The sequence below is a fragment of the Flavobacterium sp. PL11 genome (assembly GCF_035985025.1).
GTDB lineage: Bacteria > Bacteroidota > Bacteroidia > Flavobacteriales > Flavobacteriaceae > Flavobacterium.
This window is the reverse complement of the sequence record NZ_JAXCIA010000014.1, coordinates 79,821-102,607: the sequence shown is the minus strand read 5'-3', so window position 1 is coordinate 102,607 and position 22,787 is coordinate 79,821. Positions and strand designations below refer to the sequence as shown.

Below are 22,787 nucleotides of genomic sequence, written 5' to 3'. Positions count from 1 at the left end.
TGAATTTTGGTCGAGGAGCAAGTACGAAAATTTTATCCATTCAGCAAAGGGGAAAAGAATTTATTTTCTTTTCTCTCTTTCTGTAAAAATTTAATCTACTTGCAACTCTTTTCTCAAAAGTTGCATTTATAAGTTGAATTCAAGTAATGTAAAAAGCAGTATTATTTATTTTCTTACAGCAATTGAAATGGTGATTACCAACCAACAATTATCTACAAAAACAAATTTAAAAATATAAACCAAAAAAAAGAGATTCAACTTCTGTTGAATCTCTTTTTTTTTGTTCTATGTAAAAGATTTTATACTTCTTGATGTGCTTTTTCAACTCTTTCTTTATCTTCTTTTGAGATAGTATCTACAAGAATTGGAGTAGCAATAAATAAGGATGAATAGGTACCCACTACAATACCAATTAACATAGCAAATATAAATCCTCTAATGGATTCTCCACCAAAGATAAACATGATTAGTAAAACAACAATCATTGTTAACGAAGTGTTTATCGTTCTAGACATAGTTGTATTAATAGACTGATTTACGATATCAGCAAATGAACCTTTAGTTTTACCTCCTAGGTATTCACGAACTCTATCAAAAACAATTACAGTATCATTCATTGAGTATCCAATAACGGTAAGAATAGCAGCGATAAAATGTTGATCGATTTCCATCCCGAAAGGCATGAATTTATAACAAAGTGAATAAATACCTAATACAAAAATAACATCATGCGCTACAGCAGCAATTGCTCCTAAACTATATTGCCATTTTCTATAACTAATCATTAAATATAAAAACACTAATGCCATAGATCCGATTACAGCCCAATAAGCATTGGTTTTGATATCTTCGGCAACTGTAGGACCTACTTTAGAGGCTTGTAATATTCCTAAATTTTTACCATCATAAGCATTCACAAATTTATCATAAGTCATATCAGCTGAAAAATGCTTTTTTAGAGTAGTAAATAAAAGTTTATTTACTTCTTCATCGGCAACACTTCCTGCCTCTTCAACCTTGTACTTAGTAGTTATTTTCAACTGATTATCATTACCAAAAATCTTCACTTCAGCACTACCATCAAATACTTGACCTAATTCTGATTTTACAGTTTCTGTTTCAATTGGTTTTTCGAAACGAACTTGGAACGTTCTTCCTCCTACGAAATCCACACCTTCATCAAGACCATTGATTGCTAATGATGAAAAACTTACAATTACAATAATCGTAGAAATAATATAAGTTATTTTCTTTTTGCCTAAGAAATCAAAATTGAACTTGGTAAATATATTTTTAGAAAAATTAGTAACAAAAGTTAGGTTATTCTTTTTATTGATATTCCAGTCAATAAAAATTCTAGCAATAAAAATTGATGTAAATAATGACGTTATTATACCAATTAATAATGTTGTGGCAAATCCTTTAATTGGCCCTGAACCAAAAATAAATAAAACAGCTCCAGTTAATATGTGGGTTACGTTTGCATCCGTTATCGATGACATTGCACCTCTCCAGCTATAGGATGTTTTAACAGCCTCCGCTAGAGATTTACCATCTCTTAATTCTTCTTTTGCTCTTTCATAAATAATAATATTCGCATCTACAGCAGTACCCATCGTTAAAACGATACCAGCAATACCAGGTAATGTTAATACAGCTCCTATACTTGCAAGAATTCCAAACAAGAAAAGTAAGTTAACAGCTAGGGCAACATTTGCATACCAACCAGCTTTACCGTAATAAATCATCATCCATAATGATACGATCAACAAACCTATAATTGCCGAGTTTGTTCCATTGTCAATAGCTTCTTGACCTAATGATGGTCCTACCACTTCTGATTGAACAATATCTGCTGCTGCTGGTAATTTACCTGCTCTTAAAACATTCGCTAAATCTTTAGTCTGCGTTACATCAAATGCACCTGAAATTTCAGATCTTCCACCCGATATAGGTCCGCTAGATACACCTGGAGCTGAATAAACAACGTCATCGAGAACAATAGCAATATTACTTTTTTGAGTATAAGCTCTACCCGTTAATTCTTCCCATGATTTTGCTCCTTGCCCATCCATTTGCATAGAAACAGCTGGTTTTCCTAATTGGTCAAAGGTATCACTTGCATCAGTCACAACACCACCACTCATTGCAGGAACGTTATCTCTATTACCTCTTAAAGCATATAATTCTACAGCGTCAACATCTTTACCTGCTGCATCCTTAATTGCCATAGGGATTCCCCAAACAAATTTAGCATATCGCTGATCTCCAGCTAATAAAATTCTGATGTCAGCTCTTTTCAAATAGCCGTTTACAACAGCGGTATCTTTTGGAGAAAATAAACCTAAAACAGGTCCACCACCTTGACCAATAATTTTATCTAGTAATGGGTTGTTACCTTGTGAAGCAACAGCCGAATCTTTACCATCAGATAATAAAGCACTCAATGAATCTTTAACAACTGGTTTAACTTCAGTAGTTTTAATCTCGGTTTTTTTCAATGACTCATTTGCAGCCATTAAGAAATTCCCAATTTCTTCAATTTTGTATGTTTCCCAAAATTCCAATTGAGCTGTACTTTGTAATAGTTTTTTGATTCTATCCACATCTTTAGCACCAGGAAGCTCTACAAGAATTCTTCCTGATTCTCCTAATTTTTGAATATTAGGTTGTGTAACACCAAATTTATCGATACGTTTTCTAAGTACTCCAAAAGCACTTTCTACAGATTCATCTACTTTTCTAGAAATTACCTTCTTAACTTCTGAATCAGTCATTTGAAAATCTACTCCACCTTCTCCTTGTAAACTTCTGTTTGCAAAAATTTCAGGAGAAGCCAGCTTAACTGTTCCATTTGAGTTGGCATCAAAAGCCTCGTAAAAAGCATCTAAATAAGTTTGATTCCCTTTTTGATTTGCAGTTGCATCAGCCAAAGACTTATTAAAAACTGGATTTTTAGAATTATTAGATAATCCTTTTAAAATGTCTTTAACTGAAATTTGAAGAATAACATTAATTCCTCCTTCTAAGTCAAGACCTTTGTTAATTTGTTTATCACTTACTTCATTAAAAGTGAAATTGGTAAATCCTAAATTAAATACTTTCTCTTTTCCTATAGAGTCTAAATATTTGACTTCTTTATCAGAATCCCCATTAGCAAAAGATTTTGCATCGTTTTTTACTTTACTTGCGACAAAAGTGAAAGAAAGTTGGTAAATACTTACCAATGCAAATAGAATTGCGAAAAATTTAATAAGTCCTTTATTCTGCATTATTACTAAAAATTAATTATTTTTTATTTATTATTTTGTTTTAAACCTTATACAGCAGCGAATTAGATTTATTTTTTACATCAAAAATAAATAGGTAAACTGCCTAATTTTTTTAAACCGAGCAAATATATAATTAACGCCAAGATTAACCAATTTATTTATTAATTAATATCAAGAAAAAAGACTGCAAAATTGCAGTCTTTTAATTTTATCATTAAAATATTATTCTAAAATCGATTTTAAAGCGTCATTCATTTGTCTTACCGCATCGGCACTTTTAGCAAATAAAGCTTTTTCATCGTCATTTAGCTCAATTGAAAGGATTTCTTCGACTCCATTTTTACCTACAATACAAGGAACACCAATACAAATGTCATTTTGACCATATTCTCCCTCTACAAATACAGAACAAGCAATCATTTTCTTTTGATCGTTCAAGATACTATCTACTAAAAAAGCAACTGAAGCTCCCGGAGCATACCAAGCTGATGTTCCTAAAAGTCCAGTAAGAGTTGCTCCACCTACCATAGTATCAGCAGCAACTTTATGCAACTGCTCTTGTGAAAGAAATTGAGAAACTGGAATTCCATTATAAGAGGCCAAACGTGTTAAAGGAATCATTGTGGTATCGCCATGTCCACCAATCACCATTGCTGAAATATCATTAGCTGGTTTGTCTAAAGCTAAAGACAAGTAGGTTCTAAAACGGGAACTGTCTAGAGCGCCACCCATACCAATTATTCTGTTCTTAGGCAATCCTGTAGATTTCAACGCTAAATAAGTCATTGTATCCATAGGATTAGAAACGACAACTATAATAGTATTTGGAGAATGCTGTAATACATTTTCTGCAACGGTTTTTACAATACCAGCATTGATACCTATTAATTCTTCCCTAGTCATTCCTGGTTTTCTAGGTATTCCTGATGTTATTACTACCACATCGCTATTAGCAGTTTTAGAATAATCATTGGTTACACCAGTTACTTTAGTATTAAAACCTGTGTTGGTAGCACACTGCATAATATCTAATGCTTTCCCTTCAGCAAATCCCTCTTTGATATCAAGTAAAACAACTTCACTAGCAATTCCTCTATACGAAATCACATCAGCACATGTTGCTCCTACATTTCCTGCTCCTATAATGGTAACTTTCATACTTTAAATTTATTTGGTTTTTGTTAATATTGTATAAAATTTCGCTTTCAAAAAATTTCGCGAAAGTAAAATTCTGAATTAAGCATCAATCTTAGCGTAAACTGCATTTTTCTCTATAAATTCTCTCCTTGGTGGCACTTCATCGCCCATCAACATGGAGAAAACTCTATCAGCCTCGGCTAAACTGTCAATGGTTACTTGGCGTAAAGTTCTAAAGTTAGGATCCATTGTGGTTTCCCATAATTGCTCCGCATTCATTTCTCCAAGACCTTTATAACGTTGAATTCCTGCACTTCCGCCCATTCTTTCATTTGCTTGGTCGCGCTGTAAATCATTCCACGCATATTCTTTTTTATTTCCTTTTTTAACTAAATACAAAGGTGGAGCAGCAATATAAATATGACCATGCTCGATTAACTCCTTCATGAATCTAAAAAAGAATGTCAAAATTAGCGTAGAAATGTGACTACCATCGACATCGGCATCACACATAATGATTACTTTATGATAACGTAGCTTTGAAATATTCAATGCTTTACTATCCTCTTCAGTACCTATGGTAACGCCTAAAGCTGTAAATATATTTCTTATCTCCTCGTTTTCAAAAACTTTGTGATGCATTGCTTTCTCCACGTTCAAAATCTTACCACGTAAGGGTAAAATTGCTTGAAAAGCGCGATCACGACCTTGTTTTGCAGTTCCTCCCGCTGAATCTCCCTCGACTAAATAAACCTCACATTTTGCAGGATCTTGCTCTGAACAATCTGATAATTTCCCTGGTAATCCGCCACCACCCATCACGGTTTTACGTTGTACCATCTCACGTGCTTTTTTAGCAGCATGACGCGCCTGGGCTGCAAGAATTACTTTTTGAACAATAATTCTAGCATCGTTTGGATTTTCTTCCAAATATGCTTCAATCATATCCCCTACAGCTTGTGAAACCGGGGAAACAACTTCTCTATTTCCAAGTTTAGTTTTAGTTTGACCTTCAAATTGTGGTTCTTGAACTTTTACCGAAATAATAGCAGTAAGTCCTTCACGGAAATCGTCTCCTGAAATATCAAATTTCAATTTATCTAACATCCCAGAAGCATCTGCATATTTTTTTAAAGATCTAGTAAGACCGGTTCTAAAACCTTGCAAGTGTGTTCCTCCTTCATGCGTGTTGATATTATTTACGTAAGAAAAAATATTCTCTGTATAACTTGTATTGTAAATCAAGGCAACCTCAACTGGAATTTCTCCCTTTTCACTATCCATAGAAATTACATGAGATATAATTGGCTCACGATTTCCATCTAAATATCTGATATATTCCTTCAAACCTTCATCAGAATGGAATATTTCCGACACAAAATTTCCATCTTTATCTACTTCTCTTTTATCAGTAAAAGTGATAGTTATACCTTTATTTAAATAGGATAACTCACGCATACGAGCAGACAAAGTATCATAAGTATAATCAACGGTTTGCGTAAAAATAGTGGGATCAGGATAAAAAGTTACAACAGTTCCTCTTTTAGTAGCATCTCCAATTTGTTTTACTGGATATAATGCTTTTCCTTTTTCATACTCTTGTTCGTACACTTTTCCATCGGCACTGTAAACAGTCGCACGCAAATGTTTTGATAGAGCATTTACAACAGAAACCCCCACACCGTGAAGTCCTCCAGAAACTTTGTATGAATCTTTATCAAATTTTCCACCAGCACCAATTTTAGTCATTACAACCTCTAATGCTGAAACACCTTCTTTTTTATGAATACCAACTGGGATACCACGCCCATTATCTTCAACAGTAATTGAGCCATCCTCATTTATATCAACAATTATAGTATCACAATGACCTCCCATTGCCTCATCGATAGAGTTATCTACTACTTCATAAACTAAATGATGTAAACCTCGAACGCCTACATCTCCAATATACATTGATGGACGCATTCTCACATGTTCCATTCCTTCTAATGCCTGAATACTATCTGCTGAATAACTGTCCTTCTTGATTTCTTCGCTCATAATTATATTCTAAAAAAATGTAATTTTTGTATAACACGCAAATATATAAAATGCAAATTAGATAACCGTTAAAATCGCTTTTAAAGGCTTTAAGTTATTAACATTTAACCATTTTTTTGTAATAAAAAGCGCTATAATTAATAGGTTTTTTAAAAAATTTAATTTTTGAAAAAACAAATAAGTGTATGTATTTTAGATGATGAATGATAATTTTTAAGTAAATATTTCGGAATAGGAATTTTGAAAGGTAAAACACTTGAAAATTTCAATAGATTATGGCAATCTACTCAAAACTTAAGCTTAAGTTTTATATTTATAATTGGCAATCGTAAAGCTTAAACAAGCGAAAGAAAAATATCATTTTCTACTAAAATTTAATTCTGAAAAAAGCTTGAATGTATCTGTTGCAGGAAGCGTTGTGCTTTATGATAGAAGGATTAATAAACCGAGGTCATAGAAGTCAAATTCAATGGCAATTGAAAAAGTCAATATCAAATCCTAAACAAATTATAAAAGGAATTTCAAATTTTTATAAACAAAGAAATTCTTTCTGCATTCGAAAAGAAAAGTAGACAAAACATATCCAAAACAAAAAAACCTAGCAATTGCTCGGTTTTTTTATTGTAGAATTACTTATAGCCAATTTGTATTAGGATCTTTATGAGTAGATATAACTCCCAAAATCAATACAGATTTATTGATTTCATCAACTTTAAAATGAATTATAAATTGAAACATTTCAAAAGGCAAGCAACGAATGTCATCGTATCGGATTTAATACAAAGAATTGATTTTTAGTCTAGAAATTGAATTTCTGTAATCACTGATAAATTTCAATCCTAATCCTTTTCTTCGGCTGTTTAAAAAATCTCTCGCTTCTAACAAATCAATTTTAACTCTTATATCAGCAGTAATGTTATATTTTTTCATTTTCCAAATCATCTATCATTTCAAAAGCATCCATAGTTCCTTGAGGATTATGTAGTCTCTCCAAAACAATATCTTTTTGCCATTGAGGCAAATCTTCATTAACTTTTTCAATACTTGGGCAACTTTTTTTAATACTTTCCCAATCTTCTATCGCAATTACAACAGCGGTCTTATTTCCTAAATTATCGAATATATACTGAACATTCATAATAGTTAATGATTTAAAGTGCTTTTTCAAAGATACAAACAAAACTTTAGGCTCCCAAAAAAAACAATTTTAATAGCAATAGCAATTTCAAAAATCAATTAAAAACCAAACCATTGTAAAAAACAAATTTTCAATTGAACTACCCTACAAAACCAAAACCGAGCAAAGTAGCTCGGTTTTGGTTTTGTAATTTATATCATCGTGTCATTTTCTTAAAACGAGTTGGTTTTTGCTTACCACTTATAACTCCTAAAACAGTTACTTGCGTACTTTTGACTTTAAAAATAATAAGCCAAGTTTTATATCCAGCCTCGCGGTATATTTTTGTTTTGGTAGGAATGTTTTCGCATTCGGCATAAATCAAAGGATTATCAACGATTTTAATCATTGTTTTATTAATCCCTTCTCCAAATCTCATAGCGTTTTATGGCTGTTTTTTCTCAAAAGCAATATGGTTTACAATTTGTTCTAAATTCAAGTAGTAGTTAGCTTTTATTACTAAGGAATAAGACTTTGTAACTGTTGTTTTTTCTTTTCCCATTTTTCATTAAAAATTTCTAAAGACATTGTTGGAGATTTTTCTGCATCGGCAATCCATTGCACAAACTCTTCTTGAGACATTTCTGCAATTGGCTCTTCAACTTCTTTTTCAACACCTTTATACTTCTGGAGTATTCTCTTCCATTGCGTTATTGGAATTACAACAGCTGTTTTATTACCTAAATTATCTGATATATACTGAACATTCATAATAATTAATGATTTAAATTGCGTTTATCAAAGATACAGAGAAAGCAAATATAAAAAGCAAAAATCAATAGCAATGGCAATTTTAAAAATCAATTTCAATAAATAAAAGCTATCAAAACAAATTTTCAAATGGAGTTAATAATGCAAGAATTATTTTGCTAGATTTGTTTTAGTTGCAAAACTTAGTTTGCAGGTAAATGATTTTAACTCGAACAGGTTCCTTTTATATCAGACAACAATAAAATTAAAATATCTTTAAAATGAGTAAGAAAAAATATTTCATCGCTGAAGAAGGGGAGTAAAAAGGTCCATTTTCAATTAATGAACTATAAGAAATGAGTATTTCTAAAACAACATTGATTTGGAAAGAAGGGTTTGATAATTGGACCGAAGCAGGAAATATAGAAAAATTGCAGATTGTATTAAAAATCACTCCGCCTAAACTCCCAGAAAATATACAAAAAAAGAAAAAACCTTGAATGTAAATTTAGGTCTAGGAAAAACTAAATCTAAACTCGAGCTTAAGGAAAAAGAGCTTGCCAAAGAAAAAATAAAAACCAGTATAGCAAAGAATACAATTTATTATATAAAGAGGGTCTTCATTTGTGTATTGATTATAATTGCTTTTTTTCCTCTTGACAACTATTTCAGATCGTCAACAGCCCAATATGAAAATGGTATAGAATTAGAGGAATATAAAAGAATTAGTGCTATTCTTGAATTTTTATTTTTGACTATTCTAATAGTCTGCTTTTTGATAATTTTTGGTAATCCAATAAAACTAATTTTCGGATGGTTTAATAATTACTCCAAAAAAGAAATATAACGTCAATAAAACAAAACCGAGCATCTGCTCACTTTTTGAAGTTTAATAATGACCTTTAAGACTATAAATATGGAGAATACTATTTTCTATACTGTAGACAAAACGATTTACCTTATCTATCTTGCGAGACCACTTTCCCGAAAGATGGTGTTTTAGTGGTTCCGGATTACCAATTCCTTGATACGGATTTAAAATAATGGCATTTTTGAGCACAATAATTCGCTCTTGAATTTTTAGATTTTTCGTTTTCTTCCAGTACTCAATATCTTTTTGAGCTTGTACTGAAAGTACTATTTCCATAAATCGTCAAACTCTTCAGCAGTAACTTTCAAACCTTTTCCTTCTTTAATTTCCTGATCAGCTTCCAAGATTTTATTTACAAATTCAGGAGCATATGGTTTTTCATTTGAAACCTCAAATTTGATTTTCAAAGCTTTCATAAAAGCTTTGATTGCTTCAATTTGCTTCAAATCCTCTGTATAGGCAGTGAAATTTATTGATTCCATAATTTTAAAATTTAAGATTCTTATTTTTAAAATCTTTTAATACGTTTTTAAGGTTGTTACTTCTTTAAACTACCCAAATAATATTCAAATTTACTGTTTTTTTTTTAATTTCAATAACAAACCCCAAACCCCTATAAAATCAAATTTTCAAAACAAACCCCGAAATGCTCATATTGAAATTTGTATTTTTATTTCATACAGCTATTATTGTTGCTATTGAAATTGATTTCTGAAATTGATTTTTAATATTACTATTGAATTTTATTGCCTCATAATCTTTACGTTCTTTTACTATCTCGTCTTTTTTAAAAAAAAGAAGCAATTTATTCAATTTTAATTAATTGTAGACGTCAAAACGGCAAACTTTCCCCATCAAATGTAGCCTGACTGAAAATTCCAAACTCTCTTGTGCAATTTGTTGTTAATTCTCCATTATTATAACAGTTTTTAGAAATCCAATTTCCATCATGATTATATGTATATAACGTTTTATCTTCGATGTTCTCACCTTTCAAACTTAATTTCTTATAAGAATGAACAACTAAATCACCAGATGCTGAATAAATAAAAAATTCTTCCATACCGTTATCATATTTTGAGTACTTCAAGAGTTTGATCATTTTTTTTAACCTTATATTATATTGTTCCTGATACACATATGTTTTTTGGGCGTAACCAAATAAGGAGGTATAATCATCAAGATTTTCTTCAATCAAAAACCCATCATCATCATAAGTAAAGACACAAACAAAACTCTCAAAATGGCCATACTCTTCAACTCGAATCTTTTGTTTTTGTTTATTAAAAAAAGTTTTATTATAAATTTTCCCAAATCTATTATATGGATCAGATCTATGAAGTGATACAGAACTTCTTTCAACAAAATAGTCATGACCAATTGAAACTAATTCATTGAAATCAATTTCATCTGAAAATCCATCTGGAAAACAATCATCAACTTTTACTTCCAACACTTTATTATTGGAATCAACGTTGTAAAATTTTTTAGAAATTAGACTTCCAAATTTATTTAATTCAATCTCTTTTACTTGCATTTTTACATTTCTTAGTAATTCTCAAAAATAATGAAATATTATTAAATAAAGCACTCTTTTTATATTGCTCATAATCTAATATTAATTGAAATAAAATCCTAATATTTTTTCAATATAAAAGAGCAGCTGCTTGCTCATTATTTCCTTACAATTGGAACACACCATTTTCTGAATAATTTCTATCTTAGCAAAAACTAAAATTAATACGAGAATTTTTCAAAAGCAATAACCCTCAATAAATAATTTTATGGAAGACTATAGTAATATAATACCATTCACGGTAAAGTTTAATTTAAACCTACCACGAAAGTGGTATTCAAATCATTTTAAATATGAACTTGAACTTTTGTCATCATTCATAAAATTAAGCACCGAAGAAATTAAAGATTCTAAAATTAAATTTTTTACGGTAAAGAAAATATTGAATATGAAATAGGTGAAGATCAAACAGGCATTATGGAAAATTATGAAGGAGTTGACGATCAAACATATGCTTTAGATGATATATTTATTGATTATTTTCCTGATCTAAAAAGAAAATCAAATTTTATTATGATTATTTCACATTTAGAAGATGGTCTTCGTGAACTCTGCAAGGATTTAAGTGTTGAATTTTTAGTTAAATTTCAAAAAAGGAACAAGAAAGGAATATTTTATGCTATATTCATTTTTTTAAAATCAAGTTTAAAATTAGATTTTGATATTGAGAATGATGAAAGTTGGAAAATTTAATATTGGCATATAAAATTAGAAACAAAATAGCACACCTGACAGAAAGTGAACTTTCAGAAAAAGGATTAAAAAGATTTAAAATTTCTAATGATTTCATTTTCTGTGATAAAACGAATGAAATTTTGTTGGGAGAAATTCATAATTTTCTCAATAAGCTCGAATTAGAATTGTTGAAAAAATAAATCAGGCTTTCAAGTTGTTGTTCATCCTATTGATTTAAAACTTTACTGTACAAACTTCTTTTAATTCTTAAACACCTTCGAGAAAAAACAAAACAAGTCAAAACAATAAAACCGAGCAATTGCTCGGTTTTATTGTAAAATTTTAAAACCTTATTTCCTCATAATCTTCACATTCATTTCCTCAACCTTTTTATCAGATAAAAGTGATGGCGCTCCAAATAATAAATCTTCACTTGTTCCAGTTTTCGGGAAAGCCATAACTTCTCTAATAGATGTTTTTTTCTCCAAAATCATCATTAGTCGGTCAATTCCCCACGCGATTCCGCCGTGTGGTGGCGCTCCGTATTGAAAGGCTTTGTGCATCGTTCCTACACTTTTCATCATTTCTTCTTTATTGTACCCCATATTTCTATAAGTTGCTTCAAGAATTTCTGATTTATGTGCACGAACGGAACCTCCACCTATTTCGTAACCGTTTAAGATAATATCGTATTGCTGTGCGATAATAGTTCCAATTTTTTCATCATCGCCTTCCATGTGTTTTTGCAAATCATAAATAGCAGGCATTGAGAACGGATTGTGTGTAAATGTCCATCTTCCTTCGTCTGTTCTTTCAAACATAGGGAAATCAACTACCCAAGCCGGACGCAATTCTTTCGGATTGATTAAATGTAACATTCTACCCATTTCTTGTCGAACAGCATCCAACGCTTTATTTGCCGTGGCAAAATCAGCAGCTGAGAAGAAAACGATATCCCCAACTTCTGCATCGGTAGCTTTGATAATTCCTGCAGCAATTTCCTCGCCTAAAAACTTAATAATTGGCGATTGCAACTCTTCTTCATTAACGATAATATAAGCTAATCCTCCTAAACCATTTTGCTGTGCAATAGCGGTAAGGTTTTCGATTTGACCTTTAGACATACGTTTGTTTCCTTGGGCTGCAGCCGAAACTTTGATACATTTTACAATTCCACCTTCATCAATTGGTTTGCTAAACACTTGGAAAGTTGTTTCTTTTACGATATCTGTAATGTCTTGCATTTTTAAACCGTAACGTAAATCAGGTCTGTCACAACCATAAAAATCCATTGCATCTTTATAGGTAATCACTTCAAACGGATGCAAAATCCATTTTTTACCATATATTTTAGTCACTACTTCATTAAACAATTTAGTGTTCAAATCGATAATTTGTTGCATGCTTGCATACGCCATTTCCATATCCAATTGCGTAAATTCAGGCTGGCGATCTCCACGAGAGTCCTCATCTCTAAAACAACGTGCAATTTGGAAATATTTCTCATATCCACTTACCATCAACATTTGTTTGAACTGCTGTGGCGCTTGTGGCAAGGTGTAAAAGAAACCTGCTTGTTTACGTGTAGGAACAATAAATTCACGTGCTCCTTCATCAGTTCCTGCACTTAGAATTGGCGTTTCAATTTCTAAAAACTCTTCTTCGTCCAGAATATCACGCAATAATTTAATTACTTTATGACGGTTTACAATTGCTCTACGAACCTCATCATTTCTATGATCTAAGAATTTGTATTGGTAACGAAGCGCTTCATTTGTTTTTGCCGCTCTTTTTATTTCGAAAGGCAATGTTTTAGATAAGTTTAAAATCTCTAAAACCGAAGTTTCTAATTCAATTTTTCCAGTACGCAATCCCGCATTGTAATCATCTTCATTACGTCCTACTACAATTCCTTTTACAGATATTACCGATTCTGGTTTTAGCTTTACTAATTCATCAATATTAGGAAATGACTCTCTACTAATACGAACTTGAAAAATTTCATAACTTGAATCACGCAAATCAATAAACATCAATTCTCCATGATCACGAACACTCGCAACCCAACCCGATAATTCTACTTCTTCACTTATATTTTCCTCTGATAACTGAGAAATCTTATGAGTTCTGTAGCTGTCTTTTATAATGATAGGAATTTCAGGAAGTGTTTCTTCTTGAGCTTCTTTATTTTCAACAATTGTTTCTTTTGAAACTGATTCGGCAGATTGATTTTTTTCTAAAATAGCATCCGAACCCAATTTGTCTAAAATAATTTGACGAATCACTTTTCCGTTTGCTCCTTTACCTATAATCCCTAAAATCTTACCAACTAAAATCCCGGCTTTTCCTAGGTCTCCAGCTTTGATTTCATTGGCAACAGCCACATTTTCTGACAGTACTTTTGCAATTACTTCTTGAATTTTATCTTCAGAAATAGTATTTTCTTCGAAATAATTATTGTAATCAAAATTTCGATCTTTTAAATAACTTGTAATTGCATTTTGAACCAAAACCGCAGTTATTTTTTCCTTTTTAAACAATTGGAAAATTTCAATTAAGTGATCAACATTATGAATTTCAGAATACTCTTCTGCCTTAATGTTATTAGACAAGGTTTTGGCAACAAACGACGGATCTTTGATTTCTTTATTTAATTTCACAAAGGTTTCTGAACGCACTTTATCGGCAGTAAAAAACTTTGCATCTTGAGGCAAAACGCCTCCGTGAATCAATATAGACTCTACTGCAAACGGTAAAGCACTTGTATCAACTTTTATTGAGTCAATTTCCTTTCTTATATTTACAAAAGGTAAATCAGGTTCCGAGATAAAACGATAATCCGCTTCAAACTCTTTCTTACGCATTACTTTGGTTTGCTTCAAGTCAGCATCCCATAAAACCGTAGTTTGATCAGGTCTAAACGCTTTATTTTCAATAAAATAATTGAATTGCTTTTCTACTTCTTCTTTTAAAGCTTCAACCATAAACTTAAATGAGTTCAAGTTTTTGATTTCCGTTCTAGGATTTAACTCATAACTGTGTTTTTTACGCAAAGACACTGAAACATCCGATTTGAATTCTCCTTTTTCCAAATTCGCTTCAGAAATACCTAAATTTTGAACAATACGCTGGATGTATTGCGCATAGGTTGAGGCATCCTCGATATTTCTAAGACAAGGGTCTGTAACAATTTCAATCAATGGAACTCCTGCTTTGTTAAAATCGACTAACGAAATTTTCTTTTCGTGCATCAATTTTGCAGCGTCCTCTTCAATATGAACCTGAGTTAGATTTACTGTAAATTGCGTACCGTCATTTCTATAACAAGATACGTGACCGTCAGGAATTATTGGATTATGAAATTGTGTTATTTGAATATTCTTGGGATTGTCTGGATATTCGTAATGTTTTCTATCCCAAGAAATCACTTCATTACTAAAGGATGAATCTACTGCTTTACCAAAATAAATCGCTTTTATAATCGCTTCTTTATTCAAAGCAGGTAAAACGCCCGTTTGTCCAGTACAAACCGAACATATATTTTCATTAGGTGATTCTATATCTTGATTAGGACAAGAACAAAACAACTTGGTTTTGGTATTTAATCGAACGTGAGTTTCCAGTCCGATTACCAATTCTAAATCGTAGGCTTTTAAAGCCGCAGTTAATTGTTCCAATTCCATTATATTGTATCTTTTAAGAAGTTAGCAAATTGTAAAACTAACTCATCATTATTTTTTGCAGCCGTAATTTGTAGACCCGTAACTGTTCCTTGTGGCACTGTTAAAGTAGGTAATTGTCCCAAACTAAATCCAACCGTATACGCATCAGATAAATACATCGCCAAAGGATCTTTTAAACTATCTCCAATTTTAGCAGGAGTATTTGGTGTAACTGGTGATAAAATAATATCTACTTCTTGGAAATCTTTACTGAAGTTCTCCGAGATTTGATCTCTTAAAGCCAATCCTTTTAAATAAATGGCATCTGAGAATCCTTGTGATAATACTTGGTTTCCACCTACAATTCTACGTTTAGTTTCTTCTGAAAAATTTTCAGAACGCGTCACTGAATAGGTTTCAATTAAATTTTCTGCTTCGATTCGGTTGCCATAATTTGTTCCGTCAAGACGAGATAAATTAGAAGCTGTTTCGGCCATTGCCAAAGTATAATAAGTAGAAACTAAAATATCAGATTTAAAGAAATCTAATTCTTTTACTTCAATTCCTTTTGCTTTTATTTTTTCGATAGAAGCTAAAAAATCTGCTTTTATTTGCGCATCAATTGCATCGTTTTCTATAAAGTTTTTGAAATAACCAACCGTCTTAACTGGCGAATTAGCAACTGACTCTTCATTAATCTCTGTTGATGAGATAGATGTTTGATCTTTAGGATCTTTTCCGCTCATTATATTTAATACAATTCGGACATCTTCAATTGATTTTGCTAATGGACCCACACAATCCGTAGAGGAAGCATAAGCCATTAATCCAAATCTCGAAATTCTTCCGTATGTTGGTTTGAAACCATAAATATGATTGAAACCTGCTGGCTGACGAATAGAACCTCCTGTATCTCCACCAATAGAAAATACCGTATATTCTTTTGCAACATTCACAGCAGAACCACCGCTTGAACCTCCAGCAACTAATTCTGGATCAATCGCATTTTTTACAGCTCCAAAAATGGTGTTTTCACTTGAAGATCCGTGACCAAAACTATCGCAGTTTTCTTTCACTAAAGGAATTGCACCAGCATCCAATAATTTTTGAATGGCAGTTGCTGTGTAAGGTGATTTATAATTTTTCAACAAATCAGAACTTGCAGTTGTATACGTTCCTTGCAACATATACACATCTTTTATTCCAAAAGGAATACCTTCTAACAAACCGATTTTTTCTCCATTTGAAATTTTCGCATCTACTTTTGCAGCTAAATCTAATGCCAAAGTATCTAACAAAGAGTTTACAGAATTGTAGGTGTTTTGTCTTAGTAATTCTAATTTTTCTTGTACTAAAGCGGTGCAAGTTATTTCTTTTGACACCAATTGCTGGTGTATCTTTTTTATTTGAGATTCCATTTTATCCTTCTATAACTTTAGCAACTACTAAAAAACCATTTTTCTTGTTTGGAAAATTTTCCAGAATTATTTGTTTCTCAATAGCCGAACTCTCTATTACAACATCTTCTCTTAAATCACCTACTGACACACAATTATGATTGACATTATTTAAGGGATTATTATTTGAAGTTACTGCATTTTTAATAACATCAAATAATTTATTCACGGACTCTGAAGGCTGTGCTCCTTTAATACTCGACAAGACGTCGACTGTCATAATTTTACTCATAATACGATTTGGTTTTAAATCAAACTTTTAAGGTGGCGAATTTACGAAAGATTTGTTTGGGAAACACTTTTTTTTACTGTTATCGGTTGTGTAAAAGCCATAAAGAGACTTGAAAAAATAGAGTTTAGTTTATTTTAAGTGAATTTTTATTAATTTTTTATCAATATGAAATTTTACCATAATGAGCGTGTCTATGGCAATTTGGACAAAGTGCAAATGCATTTTCAATTGTATCATCTCCATCTTCAGCCAAAGGTTTTTTATGATGAACTTCTAAATAAGGTGTATTACCATTATCTCTTAAAAAAGTCAAAAACAACAATAATCAAATAAATAACTCTTGAATTTGAATATCTAGAGCTTTACATATTTTAAAAAGAGTAATTATTGAAGTACTAATTTCTCCTCTTTCAATTCTACCAACCTGGTTTTTAGGGATATTTGCATCGTAAGACAGCGTAGCTTGTGAAAGTCCTCTCAGAATTCTAGTTTCTCTGACTTTATTTCCAACAGATTTTACAATCTCTATCTCGTCTAATTCTTTCACACAGTAAAAATGCCACCATCTAAAAAATAACATGGACACATATTTGTGTTTTTTATATCAATTTTTACTACATTTGAGAAAATGAAATAATAAAAATGCTCAAATGAGGTTTCCCGTAAATAATTGTTTTTTTTACAATTTACATTTACAGAACATTATAAATTATAACTTAAAAAAACGATATGAAAAAATTGAAATTATCCAGATTAGTACTACTACTTACACTTACATTTTTATCTTGTTCAAAAGATGGAGATTCTACACCCGATTCATCCTCCTTAATATTGCCAAAAAAAATAAATTATGTTGAAAATACTAGCATAGATAAAGTAGGAAAGGACACTTATTTTACATACAACGGAAACAAAATAGTTAGTGATCTAACTGATGGAAGATACAAAAACGTCTATACTTACACAGGAGATTTTATTACAAAAGTAGAAGGTTTTGATTACGCTAAACTAACTTCAACCGAAGATTACACCTATACTAATGGAAAATTAACTTCTGTAACATACAAAGAGACATCAGCATCATATTCAAAAACAACAAATTTCATATACAATTCAGATGGAACTGTTTTATATTCATCTAATGGAAATGGCAAAGGAAAATTAACTTTCAAAAATGGTAATCTTATAGAAGATGCTTCGGAAAATAATGGTACTGAATCTTACGAATATGACACAAAAAACAATCCTTTCAAAAACATATTAGGTGTAAGCGTATTACTATACAATCATAAAGGAAGTGGCCTAACTTACAATTCTGCCAAAAATAATTATATAAAAAATATAGATTTATATAATGGAAGTACTTCAGTATTAAGCACTAGTGTTATTACTTATAATTTAGATGGTTATCCTATTGCTGATATTGAAAATAATTCGGGTCTTACAGGCAATTATTCTTCTTACAAATATTATTATGAGTAAATTCCTAATTAATCAAACTATAATTGATTACATTTAAAAACACGTAAGCAAATTAATTCCCTTAACACTAATCCAATTAACAAAATAAAAAAGATGAAATATGGATGAGATTAATTACGATGAAGTTTACAATCAGCTAATGGGATTTATAGATGCTATTACAACTAAAGAAAATGTCAGTAAAAAGGATGTAAAAAACTTAATTCTAAAGTTGGAAAGAAGCATCAATTTTGATACTTCATTATTAACTGGTGAAGAAGTAGATGACTTACCTTTTTAATTATAAAATTATGACAGATAAAGAATTAATACTATACATATATGGATTTTTAAATGGTGTCTTGAATATGAGTAAAATTTCATCCGAAAAAATCTTAAAACTTAAAGAAATCATCACACTTCAACAAGAAAGAAATAAAGATAACTCAACAGATTCAATCAATGAAAATATTGATAAGAATATTGATGATGAAATCAGATTTGCAGAAGAATATAGTCGTGATTTTTTTAAACAAGAAAATAACATTAATGATAACGATAAATATTATAATGAAAATTTAGATTTGGATCAACAAGATCCGGATTTTTATAGTTGAATAAATAAAAATTAAAAATGGAAAAAAATATTAGTTGTCCGCATTGTAAGTCCGAAATAGTTTTTAAAAAAGACACTAGTGGCAGGATAATTGGCACTATCGCTGGTGCTGGTATTGGATATGGATTGGCATCAAGCTTAGGAATAGCGGGAGCTATATTAGGTGCTTCTGTCGCATTACCCGCTACTTTGATTGGAGTGGGTATATTTGCAATTTTAGGAAATAAATTTGGTAAAGATTATGACAACAATCTTCCAAAATGTCCAAAATGTAAAAACAATCTAGTGCTATAAAACTATTTTGATTAAATGATTTTGTCGTAACAAAAAAGCAAATGAAAGGAAATCTCCCATATAAAGGTAATGTAATTATTCAAACTTTTCGAAATATAAAATTTCCACCTATTGAAATACTTAAGGATATGTTAGAAAAAGATTTTGTTGCATATTCCTACATACCTAATTACAACAAAATTAAGGAGAAACTTTATTTTTACGACCAAAGAAAAGATGTAGTAGAGCATGCAAAACTATATTTTTCCATTACTTGCTCTACACCTGATAAAAAAAGTATTTATAGTAAAATAAAAATACTACACAAGGAATTTGAAAAATTGATAAAAAAACCAGCTTGTATAGAAATTAATTTATCTGAAAATCAATATTATATAAATCTTCTTGAACCTAAACCCGAACATGCAAAGTTTACTTTATTAATTGCAGACTTAAAATCTAATGATATGGACTCACTCAATACAAATATTACAAAATTTGAAGAGCTTTGTTCAACTTGGAATTGGAAAACAATTTCTTATCAAAAGAAAAACCGCATTTATTCAACTATCGCATTTGGCGTTACAAATTTTGATAGAGAAAACCCAGTATATTCAATTAAAAAAGCGAAATTTATTTAATCAACACTGTCAATCAAATACTTCGTTCCAATACGTTCAATAGCAAAACTAATTTGGCTTTCCAATAAGAAAAAAACATTAAAATACCATTAAAAATTATGATGCTATCTTTTCTGAATCATCTCTATTACACCTTATCCCCTTTTAAATAAGTTGCTGATGGAACAATTTTTACGATTTCTTCTTCTTTAACTTTCATTAAATCTTGATCAAAAATTACAAAGTCAGCCCACTTTCCTACTTCTAAACTTCCTTTTTCTTTTTCTTCAAAATTTGAAAAGGCAGCCCAAATTGTCATTCCTTTAATTGTTTCTTCTCTGCTTAATGCATTTTCCATTTGGAATCCACCTTTTGGATAATTCTTACTGTCTTTTCTAGCTACTGCAGAATGAAAAGTTAACATTGGATTGACTTCTTCTATTGGAAAATCAGTTCCTAAAGCTATAATTCCAGCTTTTTGAAGCAACTTTTTATAAGCATAGGAATTTTTAAGCCTTTCTTTTCCTAATCTTTCGCCAGCCCAATACATATCAGATGTAGCGTGAGTAGGTTGTACGGAAGGAATAATCCCTGACTTGAAGTAGTCAAAATCTTGTTCTCGTATTACCTGTGCATGTTCTATTTTCCATCGGCGATCTTTTTTACCTGTCAATACTTCTTTATATATTTTTAACAAAACCGTGTTTGCTGAGTCCCCGATAGCATGCGCGTTTAATTGAAAGTCAGAAGCTGCAACTTGCTTTGCAATTGATTTTAATTCCTCAGGAGAAGATCGCAAAGCACCGCGTTGATTGGCCATATCTGAATAATCTTTATGCATACAAGCGCCTCGAGAACCTAAAGCTCCATCTCCAAAAAGTTTAAACGAACGTACATTTAAGGCATCGGTTTTATAAATTCCTTTTTTTAGATATAAATCAAGATTTTTTTGATTAGCTGAAATCATTGCATATACATTAATACGCAGCGCTTTTACTTTTTGTAAACTATCAATTAGCTGAATTACATCAGGCGATAATCCTGCGTCATTGACAGTTGTTAGTCCAAACCCAAACATTGTTTTCTCAGCATCTAATAGAGCTGCTATTTGCGTTTTGCGACTTGGCTGCGGAATAATAGCACTAATCATACGCATTGGATTATCAATTAAAATCCCTGTTGGTTGCCCATTTAACAATTCTATTTGTCCTCCCGTAGCACTAGTTTTATTAGTAATTCCTGCTAATGCTAAAACTTTACTGTTGACAATCATAGCATGCCCATCAATCCTATTTAAAACTACAGGAATATTTGGAAATTCAGCGTCTAAATCTTCTTTAGAAGGGAATTTCTTTACATCCCAATCGTTTTGATCCCAACCATTACCTACAATGAAATCAAGATTTTTATCTTTTTGAAAGGCCTTTAAACGCTCAATGACTTCTTTCATGCTATTTGTACCACGCAAATCTACTTCCTGTAAATTTAGTCCATAACCATAAAAATGACAATGCGCATCGACCAATCCTGGATAAATAAATTTGCCTTTTGCATCAATCGTATTTTTAGAATCATAGGCGTTTTTAATTTCTTCATTAGTTCCAATTGCTAAAATTTTACCTCCGCTAATAGCCATCGCTGAAGCTATTCCGAATTCTTCATTGACGGTATAAATTTTAGCATCAGTGATAATAGTATCAGCGACTATTTTGTTTTTTTGATTACAAGAAATCATTAAAAAGACAGAAAGAAGTAGTGTAATTAGTTTCATATATTTAGAATTTAATAGTATTGACTCTTAGATTAAGTTATTTCTTCGATAGTGTATTTTGTAGTATTTATTTCGAAAGTAAAACCTACTCGATTTCCTATTAATTTACTTCCTAATGGAGATTGTGGCGAAAGCGCAATAATATTTATTCCCTCGATATTTATTTTAGGTAACGCCACGCTTAAGTACAACAAAATACCGTTTGCTTTTACTAAACTTCCCACAATAATGGTTTGTGCAACTGAATCCAAATCTATTTTATCCAAAATAACTTTTTGATCTATTACTTCTCTCAATTTACGATTGAGCTTTTCTTGTTCAATGTGCATCATCGATAAGGCAGTTTCATGTTTGTCGCCTGCTGAGCCTTTAGCATCATTCTTCGAATCCTCAGTAAGTGCTGCAATCATATCTTTAAAAACATCAATTTTATCTTGAAGTAATTGAAGATAATAGCGATGTGTTTTTTGCTTAAAAGTCATATTTTTTTTTAATTTTAATCGATGCTCAAAAGGTAATGTTGCTACTCCTGAGTCTCAATAAGTATTTAATTAAAGCTAGTAATTAACAAATCTAAACTAAATTTATCGCGTCAGATTATTTTTTAAGCACACTTTTTACTTTTCTATGAAAGTATAGATGAAATTTTTAACTTTACCGATAAAAAACAAATAATACCCTTTTAATAACAAACAAAAACTATGAAAAAATCCACTGTTTTTATCACAGGTATCTGTGCCTTTATGATGCTTATATCATTAGACGCGACTGCTCAAAAATTTCCAGCTCTTGATAAAAGTCCGTTAGATGCTGCCTGGTATCCTAATGATTATAAAGATTCAAATAAACTTGCACGTATCATTTATAGCAGACCTCAATTAAATGGAAGAGGCTTAGGTGAGGTAGTACCCCAAGGAAAAATCTGGAGAACTGGTGCAAATGAAGCTTGTGAACTAAGTCTATACACTGATATGTTTTTAGGCAAAACAAAATTAGATGCTGGTATTTATACTCTGTATACCATCGCTAATGAAAATGAATGTGTGATCATTATTAATAAAGACAGAAATGTATGGGGTGCCTATACTTATAACGAAAAGAATGACGTTGCAAGGATTACAGTACCATTAACTGCGGCTGATGACTATTTAGAGGCTCTTTCAATGGTTTTTACTAAGGCTGATAATGGAATTGTATTAAATGTAGGATGGGATAAGGCAAGACTTGCTATTCCTTTTACAAAATAAAAATACT

26 protein-coding genes are annotated in these 22,787 nt (G+C 31.2%); 9 read left to right on the top strand and 17 right to left on the bottom strand.

The window, feature by feature from the left end; genetic code table 11:
* Positions 1–299: 299 nt before the first annotated feature.
* From secDF to RCH18_RS09345, 7 genes are all read right to left on the bottom strand, one after another.
* Entirely contained in the window at positions 300–3,272 is a 2,973-nt protein-coding gene (gene secDF / locus RCH18_RS09380; RefSeq protein WP_326936495.1) for a protein translocase subunit SecDF, read from the bottom strand.
* A gap of 222 nt (positions 3,273–3,494) precedes the next feature.
* Positions 3,495–4,430, bottom strand: a complete 936-nt coding sequence (mdh, locus tag RCH18_RS09375; RefSeq protein WP_326936494.1) for a malate dehydrogenase — start codon at positions 4,428–4,430, stop codon at positions 3,495–3,497.
* 78 nt (positions 4,431–4,508) lie between these two features.
* On the bottom strand, positions 4,509–6,452 hold the full coding sequence (gyrB, locus tag RCH18_RS09370) for a DNA topoisomerase (ATP-hydrolyzing) subunit B (RefSeq protein WP_326936493.1): 1,944 nt from the start codon (positions 6,450–6,452) through the stop codon (positions 4,509–4,511).
* A gap of 774 nt (positions 6,453–7,226) precedes the next feature.
* Positions 7,227–7,382, bottom strand: a complete 156-nt coding sequence (locus RCH18_RS09360; RefSeq protein WP_326936492.1) for a hypothetical protein — start codon at positions 7,380–7,382, stop codon at positions 7,227–7,229.
* Complete coding sequence (locus RCH18_RS09355) at positions 7,369–7,590, bottom strand: addiction module component CHP02574 family protein (protein ID WP_326936491.1); 222 nt, start codon at positions 7,588–7,590, stop codon at positions 7,369–7,371. Before RCH18_RS09355 ends, RCH18_RS09360 begins: the two co-directional genes overlap by 14 nt.
* Before the next feature lie 196 nt (positions 7,591–7,786).
* Positions 7,787–8,008, bottom strand: a complete 222-nt coding sequence (locus RCH18_RS09350) for a type II toxin-antitoxin system RelE/ParE family toxin (RefSeq protein ID WP_326936490.1) — start codon at positions 8,006–8,008, stop codon at positions 7,787–7,789.
* Positions 8,009–8,088: 80 nt separating this feature from the next.
* Positions 8,089–8,340, bottom strand: a complete 252-nt coding sequence (locus RCH18_RS09345; RefSeq protein WP_326936489.1) for a hypothetical protein — start codon at positions 8,338–8,340, stop codon at positions 8,089–8,091.
* Positions 8,341–8,675: 335 nt separating this feature from the next.
* On the opposite strand from RCH18_RS09345, the gene RCH18_RS16140 reads away from it, so the two are divergent.
* Positions 8,676–8,819 (top strand): GYF domain-containing protein, encoded by a 144-nt coding sequence (locus tag RCH18_RS16140; protein ID WP_442788152.1) that lies wholly within the window; start codon positions 8,676–8,678, stop codon positions 8,817–8,819.
* Positions 8,816–9,166, top strand: a complete 351-nt coding sequence (locus RCH18_RS09340) for a hypothetical protein (RefSeq protein ID WP_326936488.1) — start codon at positions 8,816–8,818, stop codon at positions 9,164–9,166. Before RCH18_RS16140 ends, RCH18_RS09340 begins: the two co-directional genes overlap by 4 nt.
* A 42-nt stretch (positions 9,167–9,208) precedes the next feature.
* On the opposite strand, the gene RCH18_RS09335 is transcribed toward RCH18_RS09340, so the two are convergent.
* The 3 genes from RCH18_RS09335 to RCH18_RS09325 form a co-directional block, all read right to left on the bottom strand.
* Positions 9,209–9,466 (bottom strand): Txe/YoeB family addiction module toxin, encoded by a 258-nt coding sequence (locus RCH18_RS09335; protein WP_326936487.1) that lies wholly within the window; start codon positions 9,464–9,466, stop codon positions 9,209–9,211.
* Positions 9,457–9,672 carry a DUF2683 family protein gene (locus tag RCH18_RS09330; RefSeq protein WP_326936486.1) on the bottom strand — a complete coding sequence of 72 codons (216 nt, stop codon included), beginning with the start codon at positions 9,670–9,672 and terminating at the stop codon, positions 9,457–9,459. The genes RCH18_RS09335 and RCH18_RS09330 overlap by 10 nt, the downstream gene beginning before the upstream one ends.
* 350 nt (positions 9,673–10,022) lie before the next feature.
* Positions 10,023–10,727 carry a hypothetical protein gene (locus RCH18_RS09325; RefSeq protein WP_326936485.1) on the bottom strand — a complete coding sequence of 235 codons (705 nt, stop codon included), beginning with the start codon at positions 10,725–10,727 and terminating at the stop codon, positions 10,023–10,025.
* Positions 10,728–11,183: 456 nt separating this feature from the next.
* On the opposite strand from RCH18_RS09325, the gene RCH18_RS09320 reads away from it, so the two are divergent.
* Complete coding sequence (locus tag RCH18_RS09320) at positions 11,184–11,459, top strand: hypothetical protein (protein WP_326936484.1); 276 nt, start codon at positions 11,184–11,186, stop codon at positions 11,457–11,459.
* Between the two features lie 332 nt (positions 11,460–11,791).
* Here the strand turns inward: RCH18_RS09320 and gatB/aspS are convergent, their stop codons facing one another.
* The 5 genes from gatB/aspS to RCH18_RS09295 form a co-directional block, all read right to left on the bottom strand.
* Positions 11,792–15,124, bottom strand: coding sequence for a bifunctional amidotransferase subunit GatB/aspartate--tRNA ligase AspS (gatB/aspS, locus tag RCH18_RS09315; protein ID WP_326936483.1), 3,333 nt, complete (start codon positions 15,122–15,124; stop codon positions 11,792–11,794).
* Positions 15,124–16,521 (bottom strand): amidase family protein, encoded by a 1,398-nt coding sequence (locus tag RCH18_RS09310; protein ID WP_326936482.1) that lies wholly within the window; start codon positions 16,519–16,521, stop codon positions 15,124–15,126. The genes gatB/aspS and RCH18_RS09310 overlap by 1 nt, the downstream gene beginning before the upstream one ends.
* A 1-nt stretch (position 16,522) precedes the next feature.
* Complete coding sequence (locus tag RCH18_RS09305) at positions 16,523–16,792, bottom strand: hypothetical protein (protein ID WP_326936481.1); 270 nt, start codon at positions 16,790–16,792, stop codon at positions 16,523–16,525.
* Positions 16,793–16,952: 160 nt separating this feature from the next.
* Positions 16,953–17,105: an HNH endonuclease signature motif containing protein gene (locus tag RCH18_RS09300; RefSeq protein WP_326936480.1), complete on the bottom strand. Its 153-nt coding sequence runs from the start codon at positions 17,103–17,105 to the stop codon at positions 16,953–16,955.
* 12 nt (positions 17,106–17,117) lie between these two features.
* Positions 17,118–17,372 carry a helix-turn-helix domain-containing protein gene (locus RCH18_RS09295; RefSeq protein ID WP_326936479.1) on the bottom strand — a complete coding sequence of 85 codons (255 nt, stop codon included), beginning with the start codon at positions 17,370–17,372 and terminating at the stop codon, positions 17,118–17,120.
* Between the two features lie 149 nt (positions 17,373–17,521).
* On the opposite strand from RCH18_RS09295, the gene RCH18_RS09290 reads away from it, so the two are divergent.
* The 5 genes from RCH18_RS09290 (at position 17,522) to RCH18_RS09270 (ending at position 19,783) form a co-directional block, all read left to right on the top strand.
* Positions 17,522–18,274: a hypothetical protein gene (locus RCH18_RS09290; protein ID WP_326936478.1), complete on the top strand. Its 753-nt coding sequence runs from the start codon at positions 17,522–17,524 to the stop codon at positions 18,272–18,274.
* Positions 18,275–18,374: 100 nt separating this feature from the next.
* Entirely contained in the window at positions 18,375–18,554 is a 180-nt protein-coding gene (locus tag RCH18_RS09285; RefSeq protein WP_326936477.1) for a hypothetical protein, read from the top strand.
* 10 nt (positions 18,555–18,564) lie between these two features.
* A complete protein-coding gene (locus RCH18_RS09280) occupies positions 18,565–18,870 on the top strand; it encodes a hypothetical protein (protein WP_326936476.1) in 306 nt (101 codons plus the stop codon).
* Positions 18,871–18,887: 17 nt separating this feature from the next.
* Entirely contained in the window at positions 18,888–19,163 is a 276-nt protein-coding gene (locus RCH18_RS09275) for a hypothetical protein (RefSeq protein ID WP_326936475.1), read from the top strand.
* Between the two features lie 128 nt (positions 19,164–19,291).
* The gene (locus RCH18_RS09270) at positions 19,292–19,783 is read left to right on the top strand and encodes a hypothetical protein (protein ID WP_326936474.1); all 492 of its coding nucleotides are present in this window, start codon (positions 19,292–19,294) and stop codon (positions 19,781–19,783) included.
* Positions 19,784–19,910: 127 nt separating this feature from the next.
* Here the strand turns inward: RCH18_RS09270 and RCH18_RS09265 are convergent, their stop codons facing one another.
* Both RCH18_RS09265 and RCH18_RS09260 read right to left on the bottom strand, forming a co-directional pair.
* On the bottom strand, positions 19,911–21,533 hold the full coding sequence (locus RCH18_RS09265; RefSeq protein WP_326936473.1) for an amidohydrolase: 1,623 nt from the start codon (positions 21,531–21,533) through the stop codon (positions 19,911–19,913).
* Positions 21,534–21,565: 32 nt separating this feature from the next.
* Positions 21,566–22,015 (bottom strand): hypothetical protein, encoded by a 450-nt coding sequence (locus RCH18_RS09260; RefSeq protein WP_326936472.1) that lies wholly within the window; start codon positions 22,013–22,015, stop codon positions 21,566–21,568.
* 219 nt (positions 22,016–22,234) lie between these two features.
* Between RCH18_RS09260 and RCH18_RS09255 the strand changes: the two genes are divergently transcribed.
* Positions 22,235–22,780, top strand: coding sequence for a DUF2911 domain-containing protein (locus tag RCH18_RS09255; RefSeq protein ID WP_326936471.1), 546 nt, complete (start codon positions 22,235–22,237; stop codon positions 22,778–22,780).
* Positions 22,781–22,787: the final 7 nt, after the last annotated feature.